Source organism: Microbacterium sp. Bi98 (assembly GCF_918698045.1).
In the GTDB taxonomy this organism is placed as follows: domain Bacteria; phylum Actinomycetota; class Actinomycetes; order Actinomycetales; family Microbacteriaceae; genus Microbacterium.
Map to the genome: position 1 here is coordinate 284,257 of NZ_CAKKLK010000002.1, position 25,558 is coordinate 309,814.

The following is a 25,558-nucleotide window of genomic DNA, read 5'->3' on the forward strand; positions in this document are numbered from 1 at the left end:
GACGCGCACGTCGTGATCCGCTACGCGCTCGTTCGAGGAGCCCTGCTCATCGCAGGGCTCCTCGTCTCGAGTGCGGTGATCTTCCTGACACTCAGGGTCTTCCCCGGCGATGTCGCACAGCTGATCGCGGGCACACAGGCCTCCCCCGACGAGGTGGAGGCCCTTCGCGAATCCCTCGGTCTGAACCGTCCTCTCCCCGCGCAGTACGCGGAATGGATCGGCGGGATCTTCCGCGGCGATCTCGGCACGTCGCTCCTCTCGGGCGCCTCGGTCGGCGAGGAGCTGCTCGAGAAGGCGCAGGTCACGGTCCCGCTCGGCATCCTCTCCCTGCTCATCGCCGTCCTCATCGCCGTGCCGTTCGGCATCCTGGCCGCGCTGCGTCGTGGCGGTCGCGGAGGCACGGCGCTGAGCGTCGGCGCGCAGGCTCTCGCCGCGGTGCCCGTCGTCTGGGCGGGCATGATGCTCATCGTCGTCTTCTCGGTCTGGCTCGGCTGGCTTCCCCCGCAGGGCTTCCCCCGCACCGGGTGGAGCACCCCCTGGCGAGCGATCGAATCGCTGCTGCTGCCCGCTCTCACGATCGGCATCGTCGAGGGCGCGATGCTCATGAGATTCGTGCGCAGTGCGACCCTGCAGGCTGCGGGACAGGACTTCGTCCGCACCGCCGCCGCCAAGGGACTCACCCGCACGCGCGCACTCATCTCCCACGGCATACCAGCAGTCGGACTCTCGATCATCACGGTCCTCGGACTGCAGGTCGCGGGCATCATCGTCGGCTCGGTCGTCATCGAGCAGCTGTTCACCCTCCCGGGTATCGGGCGGATGCTCGTGGCCGACGTCGGAACGCGCGACCTCGTCAAGGTGCAGAGCGAGCTGCTCGTGCTCACCGGTTTCGTGCTCGTGGTGGGCTTCCTCGTCGATCTGGTCCATCGTGCGATCGATCCTCGGCAGAGGGAGGCCTGATGTCCGGTTGGCTGTCGAGGCTGTGGCGGACCGCGACCGGGCGATTCGGTCTGATCGTCGTCGCCATCGTCGCTCTCACGGCGCTCGTCTCGCTGTTCTGGACGCCGTTCGACCCGCAGGAGTCCGATCTGGCGGCTCGCTGGGGTGTCCCCGGCTGGCCCCATCTGCTCGGCACCGACGACACCGGGCGCGACATCCTCAGTCTGCTCATGGCGGGCTCTCGGACGACGGTGTTCGTGAGCATCGGCGCCGGGCTCGTCGCCACGGTCGTCGGCATCGCCCTGGCCGCGCTCGGCGCGCTCACGGCACGGTGGCTGCGTGAGACGGTGGCCGTGCTCGTCGACATCCTGATCGCCTTCCCCGTGCTGCTCATCGCGATGATGATCTCGTCGGTCTGGGGCGGCTCGCTCTGGGTGGTGATCTGGTCGGTGGGCATCGGCTTCGGCGTCAACATCGCTCGCGTCACCCGACCAGAGCTGCGCCGCGTGCAGCAGAGCGACTTCGTCCTCGCCGCGCGGGCCTCCGGCCTGACGACCGGTCAGAGCCTCGCGCGCCACCTGCTGCCCAACGTCGCGCCCGTGTTCATCGTGCAGCTGTCGTGGTCGATGGCGGTCGCCGTGCTCGCCGAAGCGGGACTGTCGTACCTGGGCTTCGGCGCGTCGGTGGTGGAGCCGAGCTGGGGGCTGCTGCTCGCCGATCTCCAGCGCTACATCGGCGTGCATCCCCTCTCGGTCATCTGGCCGGGCCTCGCGATCACGATCACGGTGCTCGCTCTCAACCTCCTGGGCGACGGCCTGCGCGAGGCCACCGATCCCACGCTGCGCCATCGCGCCGCCGAGATCCACACCCCGGCGGTGATCGCATGAGTCTCGAAGTGACCGACCTCGTCGTCCGCATCGACGGACGGCCGGTGGTCGACGGCGTCTCGTTCGAGGTGCCGGACGGATCGCGCCTGGGTCTGATCGGCGAATCCGGATCCGGCAAGTCCTTGACCGCCCTGGCCGTTCTCGGGCTCCTTCCCGACGGCGCGACCGCGAGCGGCAGCATCCGCTGGAACGGCACCGAGCTGATCGGAATGCCGGATCGCGAGCTCGCACGCCTGCGCGGTGACGAGATCGGGATCGTCTTCCAGGAGCCGCGCACCGCTCTGAACCCGATCCGCACGGTCGGCAGGCAGATCGCCGAGTCGATCCGCATCCACGAGGGCATCGGTCGACGAGAGGCCCGAGAGCGAGCGATCCAGGAGGCGGCTCGCGTGCGCCTGCCCGACCCGACGTCGATCGTCGATCGGTATCCGCACCAGCTGTCCGGCGGTCAGAGGCAGCGGGTGGCGATCGCGATGGCGCTCGCGTGCCGACCGCGTCTGCTCATCGCCGATGAGCCGACGACCGCTCTCGACGTCACGATCCAAGCCGAGATCCTCGCTCTGCTGTTGAACCTCGTCGAGGAGCAGGGCATGTCACTCGTGTTCATCACCCACGATCTCGCCGTCCTCGCTCAGGTCGCGACCCAGGGCGTGGTTCTCGAAGACGGCCACGTGGTCGAGGCGGCTCCCGTGAGCACGCTCCTCACCGCCCCGACGTCGCCGATCACCCAGGGGCTGCTCCGCGACGCGACCGCGACCCTGTGGCGGCCCGAGGGAGGCACGCGATGAGCCTGATCGAGGCGCGGTCTCTGCGGCGTGACTTCGTGATCCCCAAGCGCTCCGCCTTCGAGCCGACGCGCAGGCAGACAGCCTTGGCGCCGACCGACCTCGACATCGTCGAGGGGTCGTCCGTCGGGATCATCGGCGAATCCGGGTCGGGGAAATCGACGCTCGTCAGACTGCTGCTCGGACTCGACCGTCCGACGTCCGGCACCGTCACCGTCGATGGAAGAGTCGTGGATGCCGCGGCATCCGCCCGCTCGCTGCACTGGCTGCGCCGTCAGACCGGGCTCGTGTTCCAGGACCCGTACGCATCGCTGGACCCTCGGATGACCGCCGCCCAGATCATCCGCGAGCCTCTCTGGGCGCTCGGCATCGAGGGAGACCACCGCGCGCGCGTGCGCGACGTGCTCGAGCAGGTCGGCCTCGAACCCGAGATGGGCGACCGCTACCCGCATGAGTTCTCGGGAGGGCAGCGGCAGCGGATCGCGTTGGCCCGCGCCATCGTGCATCGACCCCGCATCCTCGTCGGAGACGAGCCCCTGTCGGCGCTCGACGTGACCGTGCGAGCTCAGATCCTCGAGCTCCTGATCGAGCTGCGACGCAGCGCCGACCTGACGCTCGTCCTGGTGTCGCACGACATCGGCGTGGTGCAGAACCTGTGCGACACGGTGGTCGTGATGAAGGACGGCGCCGTCGTCGAGCGAGGATCCACCGCGGACGTGCTGCTGCGCCCGACGCAGGACTACACGAAGGCTCTCCTCGCCGCGATCCCCGTGATCCCCGCTCCCCCGTCGTGAGCAGGGTCGTCAGCGCGCCGAGCTCGTGCTGAAGAACTTCCGTCGACGGCTGGGACGCAGCGCGCGGCGCATGTAGACGGTCCCGAGGTCGCGGCCGAACTTGTGCCCGACTCGGCCCATCCGTCCGGCCTCGACGAAGCCGAGCTTCGCGTGGAGCCGGATCGAGGCGTCGGCCTTCGTGTCGCTGATCACGGCCACCATCTCGCGGATGCCGAGCTGTTCGCAGGCGTCGATGAGCGCCTGCAGCAGCGCAGCTCCGAGCCCCTTGCCGCCGGCTCCCGGGCCGAGGTAGATCGAGTCCTCGACCGTGTACCGGTACGCGTTCTTGCCCGCCCACGGCTGCGCCAGCGCGTACCCGATCACGACCCCCGCCGGCGAGACCGCCACCAGGAAGGGCAGGCCGAGCTTGCTCAGCAGCGCGAACTTCTCACGCCAGTAGGGGATGCTGCTGCGCCGCTCATCGAGAGTGACCACCGAATTGCTGACGAAATGGTTGTAGATCTCGCGCACGTACGGGAGGTCGCCCGAACGTGCGGGGCGGATCGAGTACGAGAACACGTCGGGCTCGGGCTGCGGGCGCAGATGGCGCGGCAGCACACGGCGGCGATCACCGGGCTCGAACTGCATGCGATCAGCTTAGAGGGGGCGCTTCGCCGACGCGCCAGTCGATCGGACTCGCACCGAGCCCGTCGAGCAGCTCGTTCGCTCGCGAGAACGGCCGAGAGCCGAAGAATCCGCGCCGTGCGGAGAGCGGAGACGGGTGCGCCGAGGCGATCACGGGGGTCTCGCCGAGGAGGGGCTGCAGATTCGCCGCGTCCTTGCCCCACAGGATCGCGACGAGCGGCTGGTCCCGCGCGACGAGTGCGCGGATCGCGAGCTCGGTCACCTGCTCCCATCCCCAGCGGCGATGGGAGCCGGCGTCGCCGGGCCGCACGGTCAGCACCCTGTTGAGCAGCAGGACCCCCTGGTCGCTCCACGCGGACAGATCTCCGTGCGGGGCAGGCGGGATGCCGAGATCGCTCTCGAGTTCCCGGTAGATGTTCCCCAGGCTGCGCGGCAGCGGCCGCACGTCATGGTCGACGGCGAACGACAGCCCGATCGGGTGCCCGGGAGTCGGATACGGGTCCTGACCGGTGATGAGCACCTTGACGTCGGACATCGGGCGTTCGAAGGCGCGCAGCACGTGATCGCCCGCGGGAAGATAACCGCGTCCTGCGGCCTGCTCCTCCCGGAGCCGCTCCCCGAGGGCGGTGATCGTCTGCTGAACCGGAGCGAGTGCGTCCGCCCATTCGGGGTCCATGAGACCGTCGCCGGCGAGCTCGGCGAGAGTGCGCGCGGTCATCCTCAGTCGATCGGCCGCACGCGCAGCGGTCCGCGGGCGAGAAGATGGTTGGCCGACTGCGCGACGGGTCGCATCGTGACGAGGTCGAGATTCACATGAGCGGGCGCGTCGAGGGCATAGGCGATCACGTCGGCGACGTCCTCGGCGCGCAGCGGCGCCTCGACGCCCGAATACACGGCCTCTGCCGCGACCGCGTCTCCGCCCAGACGGTTGAGCGTGAACTCCTCGGTGTGCACCATTCCGGGAGCGATCTCGGACACGCGGATCGGCTCGCCGTTCAACTCGAGACGGAGGGCGTGCACGAGCATGGCCTGCGCGGCCTTGGCGGCGTTGTAGCCTCCGCCGCCCGGGTAGGCCACCTGGGCGGCCGTCGAGGTCACGAACACGGTGTCCGCGTGACCGTCCGCGGCGGCTGCCCGACGAAGCAGAGGCAGGAGCCCCGCCACCAGACGCTGGCTCGAGAGCACGTTCGCGTCGTACATCCACTGCCAGTCATCGATCGACGCGTTCTCGATGCGATCCGTGCCTCGCGCTCCGCCCGCGACCTGCACGAGAGCGTGCACGGGTCCCGAATCCTCGAGCTCCGAGACCAGCGCTGCGACGGCTTCCGGGTTCGTCAGGTCGCACGCGATCGTCGACGCCCCGGTCTCCGCCGAGAGCGCCTCCAGTCGGGACGCCCGTCGCGCGACTCCCACGACCCCCCAGCCGCGGGCGCGCAGCGCGCGCACCGTCCCCTGTCCGATACCCGAACTCGCACCCGTCACCACTGCACGCCTGTTCACCATTCCTCCACCGTACGATGTTCCGGCCGCGAAAGCCGCTGCGCATCGTCGGGTCGCGTCGACGCGCCGCGTCGGGAGTCGACGCGCGCCGACCGGACCTCGGAGACGAGGACGAGTGCGACCCCGGCTCCGCACAGGGCGAATCCGGCGATCGTGAGGATCGTCAGAGGCTCCCCCAGCAGGATGGTTCCGGCCAGTGACGTCGTCGGCGCGATCAGGAAGAGCAGCGCCTGCAGGGCGGTGATGCCGATGCGCTTCAGCAGCCACCAGTACAGACCGTATGCGGCGAGCGTCGGAGCGGCCGCGGTCAGCACCACGGCGAGCCAGAACGATCCGGAGGCGGGCGGAACCAGCGTCCCCGTCACCGCCGCGATCACCACGAGCAGCGCCGCCGTCACCGTCACGTGGACGGTCAGCGTCACGAGCACGCCGGTCTGCACCCCGGTCTTCCGCTGCAGCAGGGTGCCGACGATGAGGCACACCATGGCGACGGCCGGCAGCGCATAGGCCGCAGGTGGAGCCTCGGTGGCGCCGAGCTGCGACTGGACGACGAGCAGCACTCCGATCGCGCCCACTCCGAGCCCGACCCATTGAGCTCCGCGCACACGCAGACCGAGGATGGGCCCGACGAGCACAGCCACCACCAGGGGCTGCACCGCGTCGATGAGAGCCACGGTGCCGGTGGCGATGCCTGCGGCGACGGCACCGTAGACCGCGATGCAGTAGCCGAACTGCGCGAAGATCCCTATCGAAGCCTGGATCCGGAGCTCACGTCGGTGCATCCCCGTCGCCGCTCCTGAGACGACGACGAGCACGAGCAGCGCGACGGCCAGGGGCGCGAACCGCCACACGAGGAGCGTCAGGGGCGAGACCTCGACGGTGGCGAACGCCGGGATGATGAACCCCGAGCTCCAGGTCACGACGAATGCGGTCGCGGCGGTCGCCGTCGTCACGACCGGAAGTACACCGATCTGTTTACTCATGATGCCGACTATACAGACTGGTATAGTCGTCCGCATGACCTCGTCCGTTCCCGAACTCGGGCCGCTCACGCCCGGAGGGCGGCGCGTTCTCGACACCGCATCCCGACTGTTCTACGAGCGAGGCATCCACGCGGTCGGGGTCGACACGATCGCCGAGGCGGCCGGAGTCACGAAGAAGACGCTCTACGACCGCTTCGGGTCGAAGGAGGCGCTGGTCGTCTCCTACCTCCAGCACCGGGATGCGCGGTGGCGCGACCACGTCGCCGGCCAGCTCGCCCGGGTGCCCGATCCCGGCGCCGACCGTGTGCTCGCGGTCTTCGACGCCGCGATCTCCTGGTCCGACGAGAACAGCCCGAAGGGATGCAGCGCGATCAACGCCCGAGCCGAGATCGGCGAGGGCAACGACGACCACCCGGTGTTCCCCGAGGTGTCTCGCCAGAAGGCCTGGCTCCTCGATCTGTTCGAGGAGCTCTGCAGCGAAGCGGGGATCACCGATCCGCAGGCGATGGCACAGGCGATGATGCTGCTGTACGAGGGCGCGATCGTCACGGTCGGGATGACGACGTTCGCCGAGCCGTTCGCGATCGCTCGCACGTGGGCGGCGAGGCTGCTCGGCCGGCCCTGAACCCGCACGCGCACCGGCGCCGGGATCCGGCCGGTGTTCATTACGTCACATTTCCCACCCACTGTTGACAACTTCCGATATTCCGTACTGTCGCATCAACGACATCAGTCGAATCGACCTTCCAACAGTTCCAGGGGGAACACATGTCCGCACCCGAGACCTGGCGTTTCGAGACCAAGCAGATCCACTCCGGCGCTGCTCCCGACCCCGTGACCAAGGCCCGCGCCACTCCGATCTACCAGACCACGTCCTACGTGTTCGACAGCGCGGATCACGCCGCGAACCTGTTCGCCCTGGCGGAGTTCGGCAACATCTACACCCGCATCCAGAACCCGACGCAGGACGTCCTGGAGCAGCGCCTCGCGGCGCTCGAGGGGGGCACCGGAGCCCTCGTCCTCGCCAGCGGTCAGGCGGCGTCGACGTTCGCTGTGCTGAACATCGCGCAGGCCGGTGACCACATCGTCTCGTCCAGCTCGATCTACGGCGGCACGTACAACCTGTTCAAGTACACGCTCGCCAAGCTCGGCATCGAGGTCACGTTCGTCGAGAACCAGGACGACCCCGAGGAGTGGCGCCGCGCGCTGCGACCGAACACCAAGCTCTTCTTCGCGGAGACCATCGGCAATCCGCAGATCAACATCCTCGACATCCGCACCGTCGCAGACGTGGCGCACGAGGGCGGCGTCCCGCTGATCGTCGACAACACGATCGCGACTCCGTACCTGATCCGCCCGTTCGAGCACGGGGCCGACATCGTCGTGCACTCGGTCACCAAGTTCCTCGGCGGCCACGGCACCACCATCGGCGGCGCGATCATCGACGGCGGCACCTTCGAGTGGTCGAAGAACGTCGAGCGCTTCCCCGGCCTCACCGAGCCCGACCCGTCGTACCACGGCGCGAGCTACACCGCCGCGGTCGGTGACCCGCTCGCCTACATCATCAAGGCCCGGGTGCAGCTGCTCCGCGACCTCGGCTCGGCCATCGCGCCGCAGAGCGCCTGGAACCTCATCCAGGGCATCGAGACGCTGTCGCTGCGCATCGAGCGTCACGTGCAGAACGCCCAGGAGATCGCCGAGTGGCTCGACAGCCGGGACGACGTGGCATCCGTCAACTACTCTGGCCTGCCCTCGTCGCCCTGGTACGCCAAGGCGAACCAGTACGCGCCCAAGGGCGTCGGCGCGGTGCTGTCGTTCGAGCTCAAGGGCGGCGTCGAAGCCGGTCGCGAGTTCGTCAACAGCCTGTCGCTGTTCAGCCACCTCGCGAACATCGGCGACGTGCGCTCTCTCGTCATCCACCCGGCGTCGACCACCCACGCGCAGCTCACGCCCGAGCAGCAGCTCACGGCCGGCGTCACCCCCGGCCTCGTGCGACTGTCGGTGGGCATCGAGAACATCGACGACCTCAAGGCAGACCTCGACGAGGCACTCGCCGCGGCTCGCCGCGTGTCGGAGGCCGCTCGCGCCTGACCGCCATCACCCAGAGCAAGTGCCCCGGGCTTCGGCTCGGGGCACTTCTCGTCCCCGGCTCGTTCGGCCCGTGCACAGGCGGCGCGGACGACAATGAGAACCCACCCGAGGAGCTCACGATCGCCGCCACGACGCATCCGCCGACCCGCCGACGCACGCACGTACCCGCAGGGCGAGCCATCGCCGTCGTCGCACTGGTCGTGCTGGTCATGATCGTGTGCGTCTGGGTCCCGGGCGTGGTGGGAACCGCGGCCGCTGCGCTTCTCCCCTGGTGCGGTCTCGCGCTCGGAGTGCTGGCGGTGGTCGCCCTCCTCCTCGCCCGACGTGTCCTCCTGGTGCTGCTCGTGCCTATCCTCGCGTGGATGCTGGCGATCGCTCCCTCTGCTCCGGGCTTCGCATCGGGCAGCGCCGACGAATCGCCCGGCGTGCGGATAGTCAGCCAGAACGTGCGCGCCCACTCCGGTGGCGCGGCGGAATCCGCGACGGACCTCGCTGGCTCCGGCGCCGAGGTCATCGCCCTCACCGAGCTCGACGCCGACAGCCTCGCGGCGGCACGCGACACGCTCGCCGCCGACTACCCGCACTCGTATGCCGTCGGCACGGTCGCCGTGTGGAGCCGCCTGCCGATCGCGGATGCGCAGGCGCTGTCGCTCGGACTCGACTGGAAGCGCGCACTGCGTGTGGTCGTGAATGCGCCGGACGGCGACGTGGCCGTCTACGTCATGCACGCGGCGTCCGTCCGCCCGGGCGTGCAGAGCGAGCGGGACGCGATGCTGTCCGGCATCGCCGATGCCGTCGCCGCCGATTCATCGGGGTCGGTCGTCGTCGTCGGCGACTTCAACGCCGCCTCTGCAGATCCTGCCCTGGGCGCCATCCGATCTCAGCTCGACTGGGTCAGGCCGACCGACGGCGCCCTCGGGTTCACGTGGCCCGCCGCACTCCCGCTCGCCAGGATCGATCATGTCTTCACGCGCGGCCTGACCGTGCTCGGTTCGACGACCATGCGGGCAGGCAGCAGCGACCACCTGGCGACGGTCACCACCCTCGCGTTCTGAGCGATCCGACGACGCATCCGTCCGCGGCGCACCGGGCGCGTAACCTGCGGCCGGCGCGTCGCGCGTCAGGCGAGAATGGAAGCATGGACTGGCAGACGACCTCTGAGGACACGGTGCCGTCGGCGCCCGTGACGGAGGCCGACGTGCGCCTGCTTCGCGCACGACCTCCCGCCACCGGCGCCTGGCGCGACGGGGACCCGGCCGGCGGACGGCGTTTCACCTCGTTCGGCGCTTTCCCGACCGAGAGCGGCGCCGAGCTCCCGGGCTTCCGCCTCGCGTTCGAGACCTGGGGCGAGCTGAACGACGACCGGGACAACGCGATCCTCGTCCTGCATGCGCTCACCGGCGACAGTCACGTGCGCGGCGCCGCCGGGGCGGGACACCCGACCGCCGGCTGGTGGGAGGACATCACCGGCCCCGGAGCACCGCTCGACACCGACCGCTGGTTCGTCATCGCACCCAACATGCTCGGCGGCTGCCAGGGATCCACCGGCCCGGCCAGCATCGCCCCCTCCGGATACGAGTGGGCCTCGCGCTTCCCCTACCTGACGATCCGCGACCAGGTCGCCGCGCAGGTACGCCTCGCCGACTCGCTGGGCATCGACACCTGGGCCGCGGTGATCGGCGGCTCCATGGGCGGGATGCACGCGCTCGAATGGGCGGTCTCGCACCCCGAGCGTGTCGCTCGCCTCGCCGTGCTGTCATCGCCTCCGGTCACGACAGCCGACCAGATCGCCCTGAACACGGTGCAGCTCGAGACCATCCGGATGGATCCCCGGTTCCTGGGCGGCGAGTACTACGATCTGGCCGACGGCGACGGCCCGCACCGCGGACTGGCGCTCGCCCGTCGCATGGCACTGCTCAACTACCGCAGTCCGATAGAGCTCAACCAGCGGTTCCAGCGCTCGTGGCAGTCAGGGGTGTCGCCTCTCGGCCACGGCGGACGTTTCGCGGTCGAGTCGTACCTGGACTTCCACGGCAACAAGTTCACCCGCCGTTTCGACGCGAACAGCTACATCACCCTCGTCGAGGCGATGAACTCGCACGACGTCGGCCGCGACCGCGGCGGGGTCGAAGAGGCGCTGCGCGCCGTGACGGCGACGACGCTCGTCCTCGGCATCGACAGCGACCGCCTCTTCCCCGTCGACGGCCAGCACCGCATCTCCCGCAGCATCCCGAACACCCTCGACGGCACCGAAGCCGTGGTGCTGAACAGCGATTTCGGGCATGACGGCTTCCTCATCGAGACCGAGGCGGTCGGCAGCAACCTGCGGCGTCTGCTCGCGAGCTAGATCGGATCGATCGTCCACGGCAGGGATCCGGTGCGCAGCCGTAGGCCCTCCCACTCGAAGTCGGTGCCCTGTGGCGACTGGACCACTCGGGTCGCGAAGTGCTGCGCCTCGCCAGCCGACGCGAGAGCGTCCTCGGCCGTGTCGAACCGGCTGAGCTGATGCAGGGTGACCCAGGTCGGCGGGAAGAGCGTCCACTCCCCCGTGGCATGCCTCGACAGAGCTTCGACCGGGCTCAGCCAGACCGCGTCGACGACCTCGCCGGGCGAGAACCGCAGGTCCGCTTCCGGCGCTCCGGCGAGGAAGAACCATGTCCGGATGCGGATCGGCGCCTCAGCCGGCGGCTGCCAGCGGGACAGCAGCACCGGATCGGCGATCGTCAGGCCGACCTCCTCGCGCGTCTCACGGATCGCCGCTCGACGCGCGTCGTCGCTCTCCTCCGCCCCCGCGCGGCGGTCGGACGGCTCCACCTTGCCGCCCGGGAACACCCACGCACCGGCGAACGAACCGCGATCCGGCCGTCGCATCAGCAGCACAGCGAAGCCGTCGGGTGTCGAGCGCAGCAGCACGGCCGTCCCGGCGACGGGCAGATGGTCGAGATCGGTCACAGCCTCACTCTATGAGGCGCAATGCCGCTCAGGCCTGAACGAGGACGGGCTTGCGCGCCTCTGTGCGATACGACAGCAACGCGATCACGAGGCCCGCGACGGCGAGGGCCGCCCCCGTCCACGACGGCGCGACGAAGCCCCATCCGGCCGCGATCACCATGCCGCCGAGGAACGCGCCGAGGCTGTTGCCGATGTTGAGCGCAGAGTGGTTCATCGCCGCGGCGATCGACTGATTGTCTCCGGCGACATCCATCAACCGCGTCTGAATCGTCGGGCTGAGCACCGAGGACACGAAGCCCACGACGAATACGAGGAGGGCGAGGCTGACGATCCAGAATGCGAGCACGGCGAGGAGTGCGAACACGAGCGCCATCGCTGCGAGTCCGAAGAGCAGCGTGCGTCGCAGGTCGATGTCGGCGAGATGCCCGCCGACGAGGTTGCCGGCGGTCATGCCCAATCCCATCAGCACCAGCACGATCGGCACCGCCCACTCGGGAGAGCCCGCCACCTCGGTCACCAGGGGCGCGATGTAGCTGTAGACCGCGAAGAAGCCGCCGAACCCGATCGCACCGACGCCGAGCGTGAACCAGACCTGCGGGATGCGGAACACGCCGAGCTCCTCGCGCATGGTCCGGCCGGGAGAGCCGGGATGCTCGGGCACGAAGAAGATGATGCAGACGGTCGCGAGGGCGAAGACGAGGGTCACAATCGCGAAGGCTGCCCGCCACCCCCAGAGCTGACCGAGGAAGGTCCCGAACGGCACCCCGACCACGTTCGCCACCGTCAATCCGGTGAGGATGAAGGCGACGCCCTTGGCTCGGTTGCCCGGCCCCATCACGTCAGCCGCGACCAGCGCGCCGATGCCGAAGTAAGCGCCGTGAGGCAGCCCCGCGAGGAATCGCGAGGCACCGACGAGTTCGAAGGTCGGGAGGAAGACCGTGAGCGCGTTGAACAGGGTCAGCGCCAGAGCCAGCCCGATCATCACGCGATGCCGCGGGTAGCGCGCGACGAAGCCGGCGATCGTGGGAGCTCCGACGACGACGCCGAGAGCGTAGAGCGAGATCAGCCAGCCGGCCTGGCTCAGCGCGTCTTCGGGGCTGCTGGCCCACAGCGTGGGCAGCAGCTCGTCAGCGATGTTGGGCAGCAGGCCCATGACGACGAACTCGGTCATGCCGATGCCGAAGCTGCCGATGGCGAGGGAGAGGAGCGCCCACTTCGCCGCACCCCTCGATTCAGTCGAGGGATTCACCCGTCGAGTCTACGGGGTGTCCGAGTCGTCGATCGCCGCTTCGAGCCGCTCGATCTTCGCATCGAGCTCCCCCGCGTACCCGGGTCGGATGTCCGCCTTGAGCACCAGCGAGACCCGCGACCCGAACGGCATCACGGCCTCGGTCGCGCGCTTGACGACGTCCATCACCGAGTCCCAGTCCGGTCCTTCGATCTCGGTGAACATGCTGGTCGTGCGGTGCGGCAGTCCCGACTCGCGCACGACCCGCACGGCGGCGGCGACCGCGTCGTGGACCGACGCGTCTGAGCGCTCCGATCCGTCGGAGGGTGTGCCGCTCGGCGCGACGGAGAAGGCGATCAACATGGGTTCACTCCCGGGTGGACGGATTGCGGGCGGGCACACGGACGACGGCGCGGATGCCGACGGCGAGGAGCACGATGAGGAGGACGTTCCGCGCGGTCAGGATGACGATGGGCTGCAGCTCCGCGCGCAGCAGCGCGTCGTAGCTGAGCGGGTAGACCAGGCACGTGAGGGCACAGAGCGCGAGCACGAGCACGGCGGGCCAGACGGCTCGTGCGCGGTCGAAGACGAACCACAGGATGACCGGAGCGATCAGCCACGTCTGGAACTGCGGCGAGCCCACCTTGTTCATCACGATCAGGGTCGTGACGAGACTCAGCGCGAGAGGAGGCAACAGCCGCGCCGACGATGCGCCCCGCGCAGCCTTGAGTCCCCCGACGACCATCACGACGACCACGAGGACCGCCATCAGCGGTGTGAGCACCGCACTGACCGCGTCCGCACCCTGAGCACTGATCTGGAAGGTCAGGATGTCGAAGCTGTACTCGATGCGAGCGGCACCCGAGATCGCGAGCCAGAGGAACGGGGTCGCCGCGACGGCTTCGATCTGGAGGCCCCGCCCGGTCTGCTCCGTCAGGAATCCGAAGATCTCGGTGTCGGCTCCGAGCAGGAACAGCAGCGAGATGACGACGGCGGACACGGCTGCAGCCGTGAGCAGGACGCGCATCCTGCTCACGAGCGCGACCACGGCGGCGAGCACGAGGGCGGCCGGCCAGATCTTGATCCAGGCGCCGATCGTCAGCAGCGCGGCTGCCGCAGCGGGGCGACGGACCAGCCAGAGCCCGCCGATCACCGCCAGAGGCACGGTGATCGCGTCGATGCGGTACATCGCGATCGGGCCTAGCAGAAGCAGGGCGGCGACCCAGAACCACGCCGCCGCACGCCGCGGCCGAGATGATGCGCGGCCGAGAAGCACCGCGAAGGCGATCGCATCGAGCACCGTCACAAGCGCAGCCCACGCGATCAGATAGGCCTCCGAGGCGCCCACGACGGCGATGAGCGGGGCCGACAGGACCTTGGCGAGCAGCATGGGAACGAGCGCGAGCTGGGGATAGACCCACGACTCGGTGATCCCGACGATCGCTCCTCCCGAGAGCGCGGCGGTCGACCAGGGTTCGTAGACCAGCACCACGTCGCCCATCGGCTGGCTCGGGTACAGCCACCCCATGACCGCGATCGCGATATGCACGGTCGCGAACGCGCTCCACAGCGCGACGAGACGAACCGTCGTGGTGCGACTCACGCGATGACGTCCGCGATCGCGCGAGGAAGAGCCTCCGCGACATCCAGGGCGACGATCGGATGCCCCTGCGCGCCGCCGATTGCGCCGATGCCCGCAGCGATGCGCCCGGCGTGACCGTGCAGCCAGGCGGCGGCGGCCGCGATCTCCGCAGTCGATGCGTCGACGTCGCCCGCGAGCAGCGCTCCGAGAACACCCCCGAGGACATCACCGGTGCCGGCCGTCGCCAGCCAGCCGGTGCCTGCCTCCACTCGGATGACGCCGCCGTCGGGGTCTGCGATCAGCGTCTGCGCGCCCTTCAGCAGCACGGTCGCGTCGACCTCGCTCGCCACGCGGGCGACCGCGGTCGCCCGATCATCGTCACCGGCGAAGCCGAGCTGAGTCTGCAGTCGCTCGAACTCGCGTCGATGCGGCGTCAGCACGAGCGGCGCGCGGCTCCCGGGCGCGAGATCCAGTGCCCCCGCGTCGACGACCACCGGAACGGAGCCGTCGAGCAGGTCGCGGAGCTCGCGTTCCTCGTCGGAGGTCCTGCTCGCGGCATTCGTCCCCGATCCGATGACCCAGGCGCCGACGCGTGCGCCGGCGGCCCGCGGGCTGACCACCGTCTCGGGGCGGCGAGCGATCACGGCATCCGCCGCTCGTCCCTCACCGATATACCGGACGAATCCTGCTCCGGCACGCCACGCCGCTTCCACGCCGAGCACGGCTGCGCCGGGGTAGTCCGAAGACCCGGTGCGCAGGCCCACGACCCCGCGGGAGTACTTGTCGTCATCCGCGCCCGGCACGCGCAGGAGGCGGGCGGTGTCGTCGCGGGACCAATCGCGTGCGTCGGGCATGACTCCACGTTAGTGCGACGGCCCTCCTCGCCCCAGCCGCACAGTAGCGTCGAGGGGTGAGCATTCTCTTCTCTCCCCTGAGCATCCGTTCCTCCACTTTCCGCAACCGGCTGTGGGTGTCCCCCATGTGCATGTACAGCGCGGTGGACGGCGTCGTGCAGGAGTGGCACCACACTCACCTCGCGCAGTTCGCCTCCGGCGGCGCGGGCCTGATCGTCGCCGAGGCGACCGCTGTCGTGCCGGAAGGTCGCATCTCACCGCGAGACGCCGGGCTCTGGAACGACGAGCAGCGCGACGCCTGGGCGCCGATCGTCGAGGCGATCCACTCGCGCGGTGCCGCTGCGGGCATCCAATTGGCGCACGCCGGCCGCAAGGCGTCGACCTGGTGGCCCTGGGCCGACGAGCGCGGATCCGTGCCCGAGACCGACGGCGGATGGACGACCACGGCCCCGTCCGCGATCGCCTTCGAGGGCTTCGCCGCACCGGTCGCACTCGATGCGGCCGGCATCGACGCCGTCGTGGCGGGATTCGCCGCCGCCACTCGACGGGCGCTCGACGCCGGCTTCGACGTGCTCGAGGTCCACGGCGCACACGGATACCTGCTGCACCAGTTCCTCTCTCCTCTGTCGAACCTGCGGGACGACGAGTACGGCGGATCGCTCGAGAACCGGGCTCGGCTGCTCCTCCGGGTGGTCGACGCGATCCGCGAGGTCGCCGGTGACGATGTGCCGGTGTTCGTCCGCATCTCGGCGACCGATAACGCCGAGGGCGGGTTCACGCCCGAGGAGGCGGCGACGGTGAGCACCTGGGTCACCGAGCACGGGGCCGATCTCATCGACGTCTCCAGCGGCGGGCTCGTCGCGCATCAGCAGATCAGCGTGTTCCCCGGATACCAGGTGCCGCTGGCCGAGACTGTGCGCCAGGGCGGACGCATCCCGGTGTCCGCCGTGGGCCTGATCACCGCTGCCGAACAGGCCGAGCAGGTGCTTGCCGACGGGGCCGCCGACGCGATCTTCGCCGGCCGGGAATGGCTGCGCGACCCGCACTTCGCGCTCCGCGCCGCGCACGAACTCGGCGCGGACATCACCTGGCCGCCGCAGTACGAGCGCGCGCACTGGCGCTGACCACCGCCCACGGCGAAGGCCCCGGTCCGCTACGGACCGAGGCCTTCGTCATGTGTGCGGCTCAGTGGCCGCGGATGCGACGGGTCGCGTCCTGCACCTCGCCCACGAGCTCCTCGAGGATGTCCTCCAGGAAGAGCACGGCGGTCGTGCGCCCCTGGGAGTCGCGCACCTTCGCCAGGTGTCGACCCGCTCGGCGCATCACCGCGAGTGCGTCTTCCAGATCCGTGTCCTCCTGGATCGGCACCATGTGGTTGATGCGCTTCGAGGGCAGCGGCTCGACCAGCTTCGCGGCAGAGCCCGGCCCGTCCGACGCCCGCAGGATGTCCTTCAGGTGGACGTACCCGACCGGCGCACCCTCGTCGTCGACGATCACGTAGCGCGAGAATCCGTACCGGGCGACGGCCTTCTCGATGTCGTCGGGCGTCGTGGACTGCGGAAGGGTCACGAGATCGCTGAGCGGAACAGCCACGTCGCGAGCCTTCTTGTCGGTGAACTCCACGGCGGCCGCGACCGTGCCCGCCGTGTCGGTGAGCACGCCCTCGCGCCGTGACTGGTCGACGATCGTCGCGACCTCGTCGAGTGTGAACGTCGACGCCGCCTCGTTCTTGGGCTCGACCCGGAACAGCCGCAGCACGCCGTTGGCGGCCGCGTTCAGCAGCCAGATCACCGGCATGAAGATCTTGGACACCAGCACGAGCGGCGGCGCGAGTATGAGCACCGCGCGATCCGGCACCGAGAACGCGAGGTTCTTCGGCACCATCTCACCGAACACGACGTGAAGGAACGACACGATGAGCAGGGCGATCGTGAACGACACCGCGTCGACGACGCCGTCCGACCAGCCGATCGCGTGCAGCGGCACAGCGAGCAGATGATGGATGGCGGGCTCTGAGACGTTCAGGATCAGCAGCGAGCAGATGGTGATGCCCAGCTGCGAGGTCGCGAGCATCAGCGTCGCGTGCTCCATCGCGTAGAGCGCGGTCTTGGCGGCGCGCGACCCGCGGTCGGCCTTCGGCTCGATCTGCGATCGACGCGCGGAGATCACCGCGAACTCTGCGCCCACGAAGAACGCGTTCGCCACCAGCAGCACGACCAGCCAGGCCAGTCCTCCCCAGTCGTTCATCGTCCGACCACCTCTCCCGGCAGATCCGGACTCGGAACGTAGCGGATCCGATCGACGCGGCGACCGTCCATCCGGACGACCTGGAGCGTGCCCGTGTCGAGGGCGACCTCGTCGCCCACCGACGGCACGCGCTCGAGGACGCTCATGACATACCCGCCCACGGTGTCGTACACATCTCCCTCGGGAACCTCCACGCCCGCTCTGCGGCGCAGCTCGTCGGGCCGCAGCTCCCCGGGGAACGTGATGCCGTCCCGATTGCGGACGACACCGGCGCGCGTGCGGTCGTGCTCGTCGGAGACCTCGCCCACGAGTTCCTCCACGAGGTCCTCCAGCGTGACGAGACCGGCAGTTCCGCCGTACTCGTCGACGACCACCGCCAGCTGATATCCGCGGGCTCTGAGCTCAGAGATGAGCGCATCGACGTGCACGGTCTCCGGCACGCGCAGCGGATCGGTCGAGAGCGCGCCGACAGGGACCTCGCCGCGTCGCTCGCGCGGCACGGAGATCGCGGCCTTGAGGTGAACGACACCCGTGATGTCGTCGAGATCGTCGTCGTACACCGGGAAGCGGCTGTGCCCCGTCCGGCGAGCGAGCTGGATGACGTCGTCCGCTGAGTCTCCGACGGCGAGCGCATGCATGCTCGGCCGAGCCGTCATCACATCGGCGGCCGTCAATCGCGAGAACGTCAGGGTGCGGTCCAGCAGGCTGGCGGTGTCGGCTTCGAGCAGCCCGGCGCTCGCCGAGCGACGCACGAGAGAAGAGAGCTCTTCCGCGCTGCGGGCGCCCGAGAGCTCCTCCTTCGGCTCGATGCCGATGCTCCGCAGGACCCCGTTCGCGCTGCCGTTGAGCACGACGACGGCGGGCTTGAAGACGGTGGTGAAGGCGACCTGGAACGGGATGACGAGCTTCGCGGTCGCGAGCGGCAGGGCGAGAGCGAAGTTCTTCGGAACGAGCTCGCCGAGGATCATCGACAGCACCGTGGCGACCAGCATGGCGACGATGGTGGCGATCGGGCCGACGGCCGCGTCGGGGATGCTCCACGCGACGAGCGTCGGACCGAGGAGGTTCGAGAGCGCCGGCTCCATCGTGTACCCCGTCAGCAGCGTCGTCAGGGTGATGCCGAGCTGGGCGGACGACAGGTGGGTCGAGGTGTGCTTGAGTGCGCTGATCGTCAGCGACAGGCGGGACTCGCCCCGGGCCTGGCGGGCTTCGAGGTCGGCACGGTCGAGATTGACCAGCGCGAACTCGCTCGCGACGAACAGCCCCGTGCCCACAGTGAGCAGAAGCCCCACGCCCAAGAGGATGTAGTCCATCAGTCGTTCCTCCCGATGTGGAGAGGCAGGCAGTGGGGCGATGTACTACAACTGGGAGGGTCGTCCATGGTGTCCACGATTCTACGGGATGCCGGTGCGACGGAGGACGGACCGCTACCAGCTGACCGGCAGCGCCTTGCCCTCTTCGTATCCGGCCGCGGACTGCAGCCCGACGAGCGCCCTGTCGTGGAACTCGGGCACCGAAGACGCACCGGCATAGGTGAACGACGACCGCACGCCCGAGGTGATCATGTCGAGCAGGTCCTCGAGTCCCGGGCGCAGCGGATCGAGGTAGATCTTCGACGAGGAGATCCCCTCCGCGAACAGCTCCTTCCGTGCGCGCTCATAGGCATCGAGGCGTCCGAATCGGGCCTGCACCGCCTTCGTCGAGGCCATCCCCCAGGATTCCTTGTAGAGACGGCCCTCCGCGTCGCTCTGCAGCTCTCCGGGCGCTTCGATCGTCCCGGCGAACCAGGAGCCGACCATGACGGATGCTGCGCCGGCGGCGAGGGCGAGCGCCACATCACGCGGATATCGCACGCCCCCGTCCGCCCAGACGTGCGCGCCCTGCTCGCGTGCCGCTTCTGCGGTCTCGAGCACGGCGGAGAACTGCGGTCGGCCGACCGCGGTCATCATCCGCGTCGTGCACATGGCGCCGGGCCCCACGCCGACCTTGAGGATCGAGGCGCCCGCCTCGACGAGGTCCTTGACGCCGTCGGCGGTGACGATGTTCCCCGCCACGATCGGGATGCCGAGGTCCAGAGCGGCCACGGCGCTCAGCGCACGCAGCATCCCCTCCTGGTGCCCGTGCGCCGTGTCGACCACGAGCACGTCGACGCCTGCGGCCGCCAGTGCCTTCGCCTTGGCGGCGACGTCTCCGTTGATGCCGACCGCCGCCGCGACGGCGAGACGGCCGTCGCGGTCCAGGGCCGGCCGATACAGCGTCGAGCGCAGAGCACTGCGCGCACTGAGGGTGCCCACGAGATGTCCGTGGTGCGTGATCGTGACCATGTCGACGCCCGCGTCGGTGATCACGTCGAACGCATGACGCTCGGATCCGATGTCGTCGGCGTCGAGCGACGGTGTGCCGACGTGCACGAGATCGCCCAGCTGCGCATCGGGCAGCGCGGTCGCCAGCCGTGTCGCGGGCAGGACGCCGAGGATCCTCTCCGCATCGTGCGGTGCCTCTCCCGTGGCGACGACGATGCCGTGCCCGGCGGTGGCCGGCATCAGACGAAGGGCGTACGCCACCGACGCCTCGGGCGGCAGCACGATCGGCGTGTCCCACAGCACCGGCTGCGCCTTGACATCGCGGATCGCGGCGTCCAGCCCCTGTAGGGGCATGTCCTGCGGAAGCACTCCGAGCCCGCCCCGCCGCGCGAGCACCGCGGCGAGCCGAGGACCGGTGACGGAATTCATGTTCGAGGCCACGATCGGGAGCGTCGCGGGAGTCCCGTCCTGCGGCGCCAGATCGACCTGCAGACGACTCGTGACAGCCGATCGTCGCGGCACGAGGAACACGTCGGAATAGGTCAGATCGACTGCGGGTGACTCACCGGAGAACTCCATACCCCCACGGTACTCAGATAGCGCCGCCGAGGGCGCATGCCTTCGACGAATGCCCGAGGAAACACGTTAGGCTTGGAAGTCGAGAGTGTGCGGGCCCGGACGCATCACGCGTCCTGGTGTGCATATATGGACTTCAGCGATGAAAGAGGGCGATCGAGCGTGTCGAACCAGGTGACCGGCGTCGGGGGCGACGGGGGGTTCGGAGCCAATTCCTGGCTCGTGGAAGAGCTCTACGAGCAGTACAAGGTGAACCGCGACTCCGTCGACAAGGAGTGGTGGCCGATCCTCGAGAAGTACCAGTCGGATGCCGCGACCGGCAGCGCGGTCCCCGCAGCCGCCACGGAGCAGCCGGCTCACCCCGTGACCGCGCCCATCCCGGTCATCGGCGCACAGCCCGTCGCACGGACCACGACCAAGCCCGCCGCTGCAGCCCCGATCCCCGCGCAGGCTCCGAAGCCCGCAGCCAAGGCCGAGGCGCCCGAGTCAGCCGAGCCCGTCGAAGAGGACAAGGTCACGCCCCTCCGCGGTCTGCCCAAGACCCTCGCCGCGAACATGGACGAGTCGCTGACGGTTCCGACCGCGACGAGCGTGCGCACGGTGCCCGCGAAGCTGATGATCGACAACCGGATCGTCATCAACAACCACATGGCGCGCACGCGCGGCGGCAAGATCAGCTTCACCCACCTCATCGGCTGGGCGCTGATCCGCACGCTCGACGAGTTCCGCAGCCAGAACGTCTTCTACGCCGAGATCGACGGCAAGCCCTCGGTCGTGGCTCCGGCTCACGTGAACCTCGGCATCGCGATCGATCTGCCCAAGCCCGACGGCACGCGCGCTCTGATGGTCCCCAGCATCAAGCGCGCCGACACGCTGACCTTCAGCGAGTATCTCGTCGCCTACGAAGACCTCGTGACGCGCGCCCGCAACAACAAGCTGACGGCGGCCGACTTCCAGGGCACCACGGTCTCACTCACCAACCCCGGCGGCATCGGCACCGTGCACTCCGTGCCTCGTCTGATGAAGGGGCAGGGCTGCATCATCGGCGCCGGTGCCCTCGAGTACCCGGCCGAGTTCCAGGGAGCGAGCGAGAAGACGCTCAACGAGCTGGCGATCGGCAAGACGATCACGCTGACGAGCACCTATGACCACCGAGTCATCCAGGGCGCCGGCTCCGGCGAGTTCCTGAAGAAGGTCCACGAGCTCCTGATCGGACAGCGCGGCTTCTACGACGACATCTTCGCCGCTCTGCGCATCCCGTACTCCCCCATCCGCTGGAACCCCGACATCGCGGTGGATCTCGCCGAGCGCGTCGACAAGCAGTCCCGCGTGCAGGAGCTCATCAACTCGTTCCGCGTGCGCGGTCACCTGATGGCCGACATCGATCCGCTCGAGTACGTCCAGCGCTCGCACCCCGACCTCGAGATCGAGAGCCACGGGCTCACCTTCTGGGATCTCGACCGCGAGTTCGTGACCGGCGGGTTCGGTGGCCGCCGTGTCGCCAAGCTGCGCGACATCCTCGGCGTCCTTCGCGACTCGTACTGCCGCACGCTCGGCATCGAGTACATGCACATCCAGGACCCGGAGCAGCGCCGCTGGTTCCAGGAGAAGGTCGAGGTCAAGTACCAGAAGCCCGGCCACGACGAGCAGCTGCGGGTTCTCCGCAAGCTCAACGAGGCCGAGGCGTTCGAGACCTTCCTGCAGACCAAGTTCGTCGGTCAGAAGCGGTTCTCGCTCGAGGGCGGCGAGTCTCTCGTCCCGCTGCTCGACGAGATCCTCCAGGGTGCGGCCACATCCGGACTCGAGGGCGCCGCGATCGGCATGGCGCACCGCGGCCGTCTGAACGTGCTGACGAACATCGCGGGCAAGACCTACGGCCACGTGTTCCAGGAGTTCGAGGGCACGCAGACCCCCGGCAACCAGCGCGGCTCGGGCGATGTGAAGTACCACCTGGGCACCGAGGGAACGTTCGTCGCCGATGACGGCTCCGAGCTCCCGGTGTATCTGGCCGCGAACCCGTCTCACCTCGAGACGGTCGACGGAGTCCTCGAGGGCATCGTGCGCGCCAAGCAGGACCGCAAGCCGATCGGCACGTTCGCCTGGCTGCCGATCCTCGTGCACGGCGACGCGGCGTTCGCCGGTCAGGGCGTGGTGGTCGAGACGCTGCAGATGTCTCAGCTGCGCGGGTATCGCACCGGCGGCACGATCCACGTGGTGGTCAACAACCAGGTCGGCTTCACGACCCTCCCGAACGACTCGCGTTCCTCGGTGTACTCGACCGATGTCGCGAAGACCATCCAGGCACCCGTGTTCCACGTGAACGGCGACGACCCCGAGGCTGTGATCCACGTCGCGCAGCTCGCGTTCGAATACCGCGAGCGGTTCCACCGCGACGTCGTCATCGACCTCGTCTGCTACCGCCGCCGTGGTCACAACGAGGGAGACGACCCCTCGATGACGCAACCGCTGATGACCGACCTGATCCAGGCGAAGCGATCGGTGCGCAAGCTGTACACGGAGTCGCTCGTCGGTCGTGGCGACATCACCGAAGAGGAGTACGACGAGGCCAAGGCCGACTTCCAGAACCGTCTGGAGATCGCGTTCGCCGAGACGCACGCCGCCGAGACCGGCGCCAACCCGGTCGCGCAGGATCTGCCGCCGGTCGACGAGCAGGTCGGCGCTCCGGAGATCACCGGAGTCTCGAACGAGGTCATCCAGCTCATCGGCGACGCGTTCGTGAACAAGCCCGAGGGCTTCACGGTGCACCCCAAGCTGCAGCAGCAGCTCGAGAAGCGTCTCGACATGAGCCGCAACGGCAACATCGACTGGGGCTTCGGCGAGCTTCTCGCCTTCGGTTCGCTCCTCGTCGAGGGAACGCCCGTGCGGCTCGCCGGGCAGGACTCGCGCCGCGGCACGTTCGTGCAGCGTCACGCGACTCTGCACGACCGCGCGAACGGCCAGGAATGGCTGCCGCTGTCGAACCTCTCCGAGTCGCAGGGCCGTTTCTTCGTCTACGACTCGCTCCTCAGCGAGTATGCGGCGCTCGGCTTCGAGTACGGCTACTCCGTCGAGGCTCCCGAGGCGCTCGTGCTGTGGGAGGCCCAGTTCGGCGACTTCGTCAACGGCGCTCAGTCCGTCATCGACGAGTACATCTCGGCGGCGGAGCAGAAGTGGGGACAGCAGTCCAGCGTCACGCTGCTCCTCCCCCACGGCTACGAGGGTCAGGGGCCGGACCACTCCTCCTCGCGCATCGAGCGGTTCCTGCAGATGTGCGCGCAGGACAACATGATCGTCGCGCGCCCCTCGACGCCCGCGTCGTACTTCCACCTGCTGCGCCGCCAGGCCTACGCGCGTCCGCGCAAGCCGCTCATCGTCTTCACCCCGAAGGCCATGCTGCGTCTGCGTGGGGCGACGAGCCCGGTCGAGGCCTTCACGCAGGGCCGTTTCGAGCCGGTTCTCGACGACAGCCGGGGCCTCGATCGCAATGCCGTGAAGCGCGTCCTCGTGCACTCCGGCAAGGTGCACTGGGATCTCAAGGCCGAACTCGAGAAGAACCCGAACCCCGAGATCGCGCTGGTCAGGCTCGAGCAGCTCTACCCGACCCCGATCGACGGACTGAAGGCCATCACCGATTCGTACCCGAACGCCGAGCTGGTGTGGGTGCAGGAGGAGCCGGAGAACCAGGGAGCCTGGCCGTTCCTGGCACTCGCCTTCGCCGATGTCCCGGGTGACCGCAGCTTCCGTCCGGTGTCGCGTCCGGCTTCGGCATCGCCCGCGACGGGCTCGTCGAAGGTGCACGCAGCCGAGCAGGCGAAGCTGCTGCGGGATGCCCTCACGCTCGGCTGATACCCGGCAGACATGAAAGGGGCGCCTCGACTTCGGTCGAGGCGCCCCTTTCGTCTGAGAGTTCAGTACCAGATGTCGAGTGCCGGCACGGGGAATGCCACGAACGCGCGGTCCAGCTCTTCCACGACGGCGGCGTCGGCATCGATCCGTCCGGCGACGTGCAGAGACGAGGCCCGCACACCCCCGGCATAGAGGATGGAGAGCGCGGACACATCGAGCTCCGCATCCACGGCCGCGGGATCGTCCACGGCCTCGACGGATGCCTCCCCCGTCTCGTCGACGCGCAGACGCCAGTCACCCGACGCGAAGCCGAGCGGATCGCGAACGCGCAGAATCACATCGATGGGCGCCGAGTACCGTCGCGCAGGGAGAGCCGCGGGGACGTCGAGCAGGCGCAGCCAGCCATGGTCGTGCACCGTCTGTGTGACACCGCGCGGGTCGCGAACCAGCCACGGAAGGGCATCGTCGAGCGGGCGCAGATCGGCGGTGACCTCGTCGACGAGATCGTGCTGCAGCGCGAACCCCCACAGGGCGGCAGTCGCTTCGGGAGTCTCCGCGACCAGCAGGCGCACGGCGAGGGCGAATCGGAAGGATCCGGTGCGCTCGCTGAGGGTGAAGGCCATCGCCCCGCGCACCTCGCCGTCCGCATCGACGAAGCGGATGCCGCGCACCTGATCGCGGTCGGTGTCACTCGGTGACAGGCCGGCGATGCCGGTCCAGCGGGAGTGCCACCCGGGGATCTGACCGCCACGATGACCGCGGACCCGATCATGCACCGCTCCGAGTTCCGCGGCGAGCGACTCGCGGTCGAGGTATTCGACGCGGCCGTCCGAAGACGGACCTGCCCAGCCGGCGCGACGGGTATCGACCGTGACGCGCGACATATGCACAGCCGACCCGAAGCCGTACCTGCCGTAGATGGTCGCCTCCGAGACCGTCAGCCCCGCGATCGGCACTCCTGCCGTCGCCGCTGCCCTGAGCTCGCCCTCGAGGAGCGCTCGCGCGATGCCGCGACGTCGGTGCGTGGCCGACACCGTGACTCCGCTGATCGCCCACATCGGGATCTCGCCCCCACCGGGCAGCGTCAGCGGCGTGACCCAGGAGTCGATCGTGGCGACCGGAGGGGCGCCCGTCGCCGCTGCGTCGTAGACGCCGATGTTGCGTCGCGACTCGAAGGCCGCTCGGCCGAAGGCGAGCACCTCCGGTGTGGGCTCCGCGCCGAGGAAACCTCGGGTCATCGCCCTCTGGAAGCTCTCGGACTGTGCGTCGTCAGCGGTGTCGACGACCCGGTAGACCAGCGATTCCGCCGCCAGTCGCTCGGTGGAGGTCGGATCGGCCGGGATGTCGCGTGAATCGATGAGCGTCAT

The 25,558-nt window shown here is 69.2% G+C and carries 23 protein-coding genes; 10 read left to right on the forward strand and 13 right to left on the reverse strand.

Annotation, left to right across the window (positions count from 1 at the left end):
- The first annotated feature begins 12 nt into the window (after positions 1–12).
- Genes LQZ85_RS05150 through LQZ85_RS05165 form a run of 4 tightly spaced genes read left to right on the forward strand, consistent with a single transcriptional unit; the run spans position 13 to position 3,405 of the window.
- Positions 13–960, forward strand: a complete 948-nt coding sequence (locus tag LQZ85_RS05150; protein ID WP_053095696.1) for an ABC transporter permease — start codon at positions 13–15, stop codon at positions 958–960.
- A complete protein-coding gene (locus LQZ85_RS05155) occupies positions 960–1,826 on the forward strand; it encodes an ABC transporter permease (protein ID WP_053095695.1) in 867 nt (288 codons plus the stop codon). The genes LQZ85_RS05150 and LQZ85_RS05155 overlap by 1 nt, the downstream gene beginning before the upstream one ends.
- On the forward strand, positions 1,823–2,614 hold the full coding sequence (locus LQZ85_RS05160) for an ABC transporter ATP-binding protein (RefSeq protein ID WP_056278304.1): 792 nt from the start codon (positions 1,823–1,825) through the stop codon (positions 2,612–2,614). Before LQZ85_RS05155 ends, LQZ85_RS05160 begins: the two co-directional genes overlap by 4 nt.
- Positions 2,611–3,405: an ATP-binding cassette domain-containing protein gene (locus LQZ85_RS05165; protein ID WP_082586556.1), complete on the forward strand. Its 795-nt coding sequence runs from the start codon at positions 2,611–2,613 to the stop codon at positions 3,403–3,405. The genes LQZ85_RS05160 and LQZ85_RS05165 overlap by 4 nt, the downstream gene beginning before the upstream one ends.
- Positions 3,406–3,414: 9 nt before the next feature.
- Here the strand turns inward: LQZ85_RS05165 and LQZ85_RS05170 are convergent, their stop codons facing one another.
- Genes LQZ85_RS05170 through LQZ85_RS05185 form a run of 4 tightly spaced genes read right to left on the reverse strand, consistent with a single transcriptional unit; the run spans position 3,415 to position 6,512 of the window.
- Entirely contained in the window at positions 3,415–4,032 is a 618-nt protein-coding gene (locus tag LQZ85_RS05170) for a GNAT family N-acetyltransferase (RefSeq protein WP_053095693.1), read from the reverse strand.
- A gap of 4 nt (positions 4,033–4,036) precedes the next feature.
- Positions 4,037–4,747, reverse strand: coding sequence for a uracil-DNA glycosylase (locus LQZ85_RS05175; protein ID WP_056278301.1), 711 nt, complete (start codon positions 4,745–4,747; stop codon positions 4,037–4,039).
- A gap of 2 nt (positions 4,748–4,749) precedes the next feature.
- Entirely contained in the window at positions 4,750–5,532 is a 783-nt protein-coding gene (locus LQZ85_RS05180; RefSeq protein WP_200955165.1) for an SDR family oxidoreductase, read from the reverse strand.
- Entirely contained in the window at positions 5,526–6,512 is a 987-nt protein-coding gene (locus tag LQZ85_RS05185; RefSeq protein WP_082586555.1) for a DMT family transporter, read from the reverse strand. The genes LQZ85_RS05180 and LQZ85_RS05185 overlap by 7 nt, the downstream gene beginning before the upstream one ends.
- A gap of 34 nt (positions 6,513–6,546) precedes the next feature.
- Here LQZ85_RS05185 and LQZ85_RS05190 point away from each other — a divergent pair, with 34 nt between their 5' ends.
- From LQZ85_RS05190 to LQZ85_RS05205, 4 genes are all read left to right on the forward strand, one after another.
- Positions 6,547–7,137, forward strand: a complete 591-nt coding sequence (locus LQZ85_RS05190; protein WP_230100632.1) for a TetR/AcrR family transcriptional regulator — start codon at positions 6,547–6,549, stop codon at positions 7,135–7,137.
- A 143-nt stretch (positions 7,138–7,280) separates the two neighbouring features.
- On the forward strand, positions 7,281–8,603 hold the full coding sequence (locus LQZ85_RS05195) for a bifunctional o-acetylhomoserine/o-acetylserine sulfhydrylase (protein WP_056278296.1): 1,323 nt from the start codon (positions 7,281–7,283) through the stop codon (positions 8,601–8,603).
- A 209-nt stretch (positions 8,604–8,812) separates the two neighbouring features.
- Positions 8,813–9,658: an endonuclease/exonuclease/phosphatase family protein gene (locus LQZ85_RS05200; protein WP_230100688.1), complete on the forward strand. Its 846-nt coding sequence runs from the start codon at positions 8,813–8,815 to the stop codon at positions 9,656–9,658.
- A gap of 83 nt (positions 9,659–9,741) precedes the next feature.
- The gene (locus tag LQZ85_RS05205; RefSeq protein ID WP_053095688.1) at positions 9,742–10,950 is read left to right on the forward strand and encodes a homoserine O-acetyltransferase; all 1,209 of its coding nucleotides are present in this window, start codon (positions 9,742–9,744) and stop codon (positions 10,948–10,950) included.
- Here LQZ85_RS05205 and LQZ85_RS05210 read toward each other — a convergent pair.
- Genes LQZ85_RS05210 through LQZ85_RS05230 form a run of 5 tightly spaced genes read right to left on the reverse strand, consistent with a single transcriptional unit; the run spans position 10,947 to position 15,219 of the window.
- A complete protein-coding gene (locus LQZ85_RS05210) occupies positions 10,947–11,555 on the reverse strand; it encodes an NUDIX domain-containing protein (protein ID WP_056278289.1) in 609 nt (202 codons plus the stop codon). The two genes, LQZ85_RS05205 and LQZ85_RS05210, sit on opposite strands and share 4 nt — an antisense overlap.
- Before the next feature lie 28 nt (positions 11,556–11,583).
- Positions 11,584–12,804: an MFS transporter gene (locus LQZ85_RS05215; protein ID WP_056278286.1), complete on the reverse strand. Its 1,221-nt coding sequence runs from the start codon at positions 12,802–12,804 to the stop codon at positions 11,584–11,586.
- A 9-nt stretch (positions 12,805–12,813) separates the two neighbouring features.
- Entirely contained in the window at positions 12,814–13,146 is a 333-nt protein-coding gene (locus tag LQZ85_RS05220; protein ID WP_056278282.1) for a thiamine-binding protein, read from the reverse strand.
- Positions 13,147–13,150: 4 nt separating this feature from the next.
- The gene (locus LQZ85_RS05225) at positions 13,151–14,386 is read right to left on the reverse strand and encodes a hypothetical protein (protein ID WP_230100633.1); all 1,236 of its coding nucleotides are present in this window, start codon (positions 14,384–14,386) and stop codon (positions 13,151–13,153) included.
- Positions 14,383–15,219 (reverse strand): NAD(P)H-hydrate dehydratase, encoded by an 837-nt coding sequence (locus LQZ85_RS05230; RefSeq protein WP_056278278.1) that lies wholly within the window; start codon positions 15,217–15,219, stop codon positions 14,383–14,385. The genes LQZ85_RS05225 and LQZ85_RS05230 overlap by 4 nt, the downstream gene beginning before the upstream one ends.
- A 56-nt stretch (positions 15,220–15,275) precedes the next feature.
- Between LQZ85_RS05230 and LQZ85_RS05235 the strand changes: the two genes are divergently transcribed.
- Positions 15,276–16,343, forward strand: coding sequence for an NADH:flavin oxidoreductase/NADH oxidase (locus tag LQZ85_RS05235; protein ID WP_056278275.1), 1,068 nt, complete (start codon positions 15,276–15,278; stop codon positions 16,341–16,343).
- A 61-nt stretch (positions 16,344–16,404) separates the two neighbouring features.
- On the opposite strand, the gene LQZ85_RS05240 is transcribed toward LQZ85_RS05235, so the two are convergent.
- From LQZ85_RS05240 to LQZ85_RS05250, 3 genes are all read right to left on the reverse strand, one after another.
- Positions 16,405–17,466, reverse strand: a complete 1,062-nt coding sequence (locus LQZ85_RS05240) for a hemolysin family protein (protein WP_056278271.1) — start codon at positions 17,464–17,466, stop codon at positions 16,405–16,407.
- Positions 17,463–18,779, reverse strand: a complete 1,317-nt coding sequence (locus LQZ85_RS05245) for a hemolysin family protein (protein ID WP_053095681.1) — start codon at positions 18,777–18,779, stop codon at positions 17,463–17,465. The genes LQZ85_RS05240 and LQZ85_RS05245 overlap by 4 nt, the downstream gene beginning before the upstream one ends.
- A gap of 114 nt (positions 18,780–18,893) precedes the next feature.
- Positions 18,894–20,348 (reverse strand): GuaB1 family IMP dehydrogenase-related protein, encoded by a 1,455-nt coding sequence (locus LQZ85_RS05250; RefSeq protein WP_056278269.1) that lies wholly within the window; start codon positions 20,346–20,348, stop codon positions 18,894–18,896.
- A gap of 159 nt (positions 20,349–20,507) precedes the next feature.
- Between LQZ85_RS05250 and LQZ85_RS05255 the strand changes: the two genes are divergently transcribed.
- Positions 20,508–24,191 carry a multifunctional oxoglutarate decarboxylase/oxoglutarate dehydrogenase thiamine pyrophosphate-binding subunit/dihydrolipoyllysine-residue succinyltransferase subunit gene (locus LQZ85_RS05255; protein ID WP_056278266.1) on the forward strand — a complete coding sequence of 1,228 codons (3,684 nt, stop codon included), beginning with the start codon at positions 20,508–20,510 and terminating at the stop codon, positions 24,189–24,191.
- 62 nt (positions 24,192–24,253) lie between these two features.
- On the opposite strand, the gene LQZ85_RS05260 is transcribed toward LQZ85_RS05255, so the two are convergent.
- Positions 24,254–25,558, reverse strand: coding sequence for a GNAT family N-acetyltransferase (locus LQZ85_RS05260; protein WP_056278263.1), 1,305 nt, complete (start codon positions 25,556–25,558; stop codon positions 24,254–24,256).

Coding starts and splice junctions, on each gene's coding strand:
- LQZ85_RS05155 (WP_053095695.1), top strand. CDS start 960: ATGTCCGGTTGGCTGTCGAGGCTGTGGCGGACCGCGACCGGGCGATTC.
- LQZ85_RS05160 (WP_056278304.1), top strand. CDS start 1,823: ATGAGTCTCGAAGTGACCGACCTCGTCGTCCGCATCGACGGACGGCCG.
- LQZ85_RS05165 (WP_082586556.1), top strand. CDS start 2,611: ATGAGCCTGATCGAGGCGCGGTCTCTGCGGCGTGACTTCGTGATCCCC.
- LQZ85_RS05170 (WP_053095693.1), bottom strand. CDS start 4,032: ATGCAGTTCGAGCCCGGTGATCGCCGCCGTGTGCTGCCGCGCCATCTG.
- LQZ85_RS05175 (WP_056278301.1), bottom strand. CDS start 4,747: ATGACCGCGCGCACTCTCGCCGAGCTCGCCGGCGACGGTCTCATGGAC.
- LQZ85_RS05180 (WP_200955165.1), bottom strand. CDS start 5,532: ATGGTGAACAGGCGTGCAGTGGTGACGGGTGCGAGTTCGGGTATCGGA.
- LQZ85_RS05185 (WP_082586555.1), bottom strand. CDS start 6,512: ATGAGTAAACAGATCGGTGTACTTCCGGTCGTGACGACGGCGACCGCC.
- LQZ85_RS05190 (WP_230100632.1), top strand. CDS start 6,547: ATGACCTCGTCCGTTCCCGAACTCGGGCCGCTCACGCCCGGAGGGCGG.
- LQZ85_RS05195 (WP_056278296.1), top strand. CDS start 7,281: ATGTCCGCACCCGAGACCTGGCGTTTCGAGACCAAGCAGATCCACTCC.
- LQZ85_RS05200 (WP_230100688.1), top strand. CDS start 8,813: ATGATCGTGTGCGTCTGGGTCCCGGGCGTGGTGGGAACCGCGGCCGCT.
- LQZ85_RS05205 (WP_053095688.1), top strand. CDS start 9,742: ATGGACTGGCAGACGACCTCTGAGGACACGGTGCCGTCGGCGCCCGTG.
- LQZ85_RS05220 (WP_056278282.1), bottom strand. CDS start 13,146: ATGTTGATCGCCTTCTCCGTCGCGCCGAGCGGCACACCCTCCGACGGA.
- LQZ85_RS05230 (WP_056278278.1), bottom strand. CDS start 15,219: ATGCCCGACGCACGCGATTGGTCCCGCGACGACACCGCCCGCCTCCTG.
- LQZ85_RS05240 (WP_056278271.1), bottom strand. CDS start 17,466: ATGAACGACTGGGGAGGACTGGCCTGGCTGGTCGTGCTGCTGGTGGCG.
- LQZ85_RS05245 (WP_053095681.1), bottom strand. CDS start 18,779: ATGGACTACATCCTCTTGGGCGTGGGGCTTCTGCTCACTGTGGGCACG.
- LQZ85_RS05250 (WP_056278269.1), bottom strand. CDS start 20,348: ATGGAGTTCTCCGGTGAGTCACCCGCAGTCGATCTGACCTATTCCGAC.
- LQZ85_RS05260 (WP_056278263.1), bottom strand. CDS start 25,558: ATGACGCTCATCGATTCACGCGACATCCCGGCCGATCCGACCTCCACC.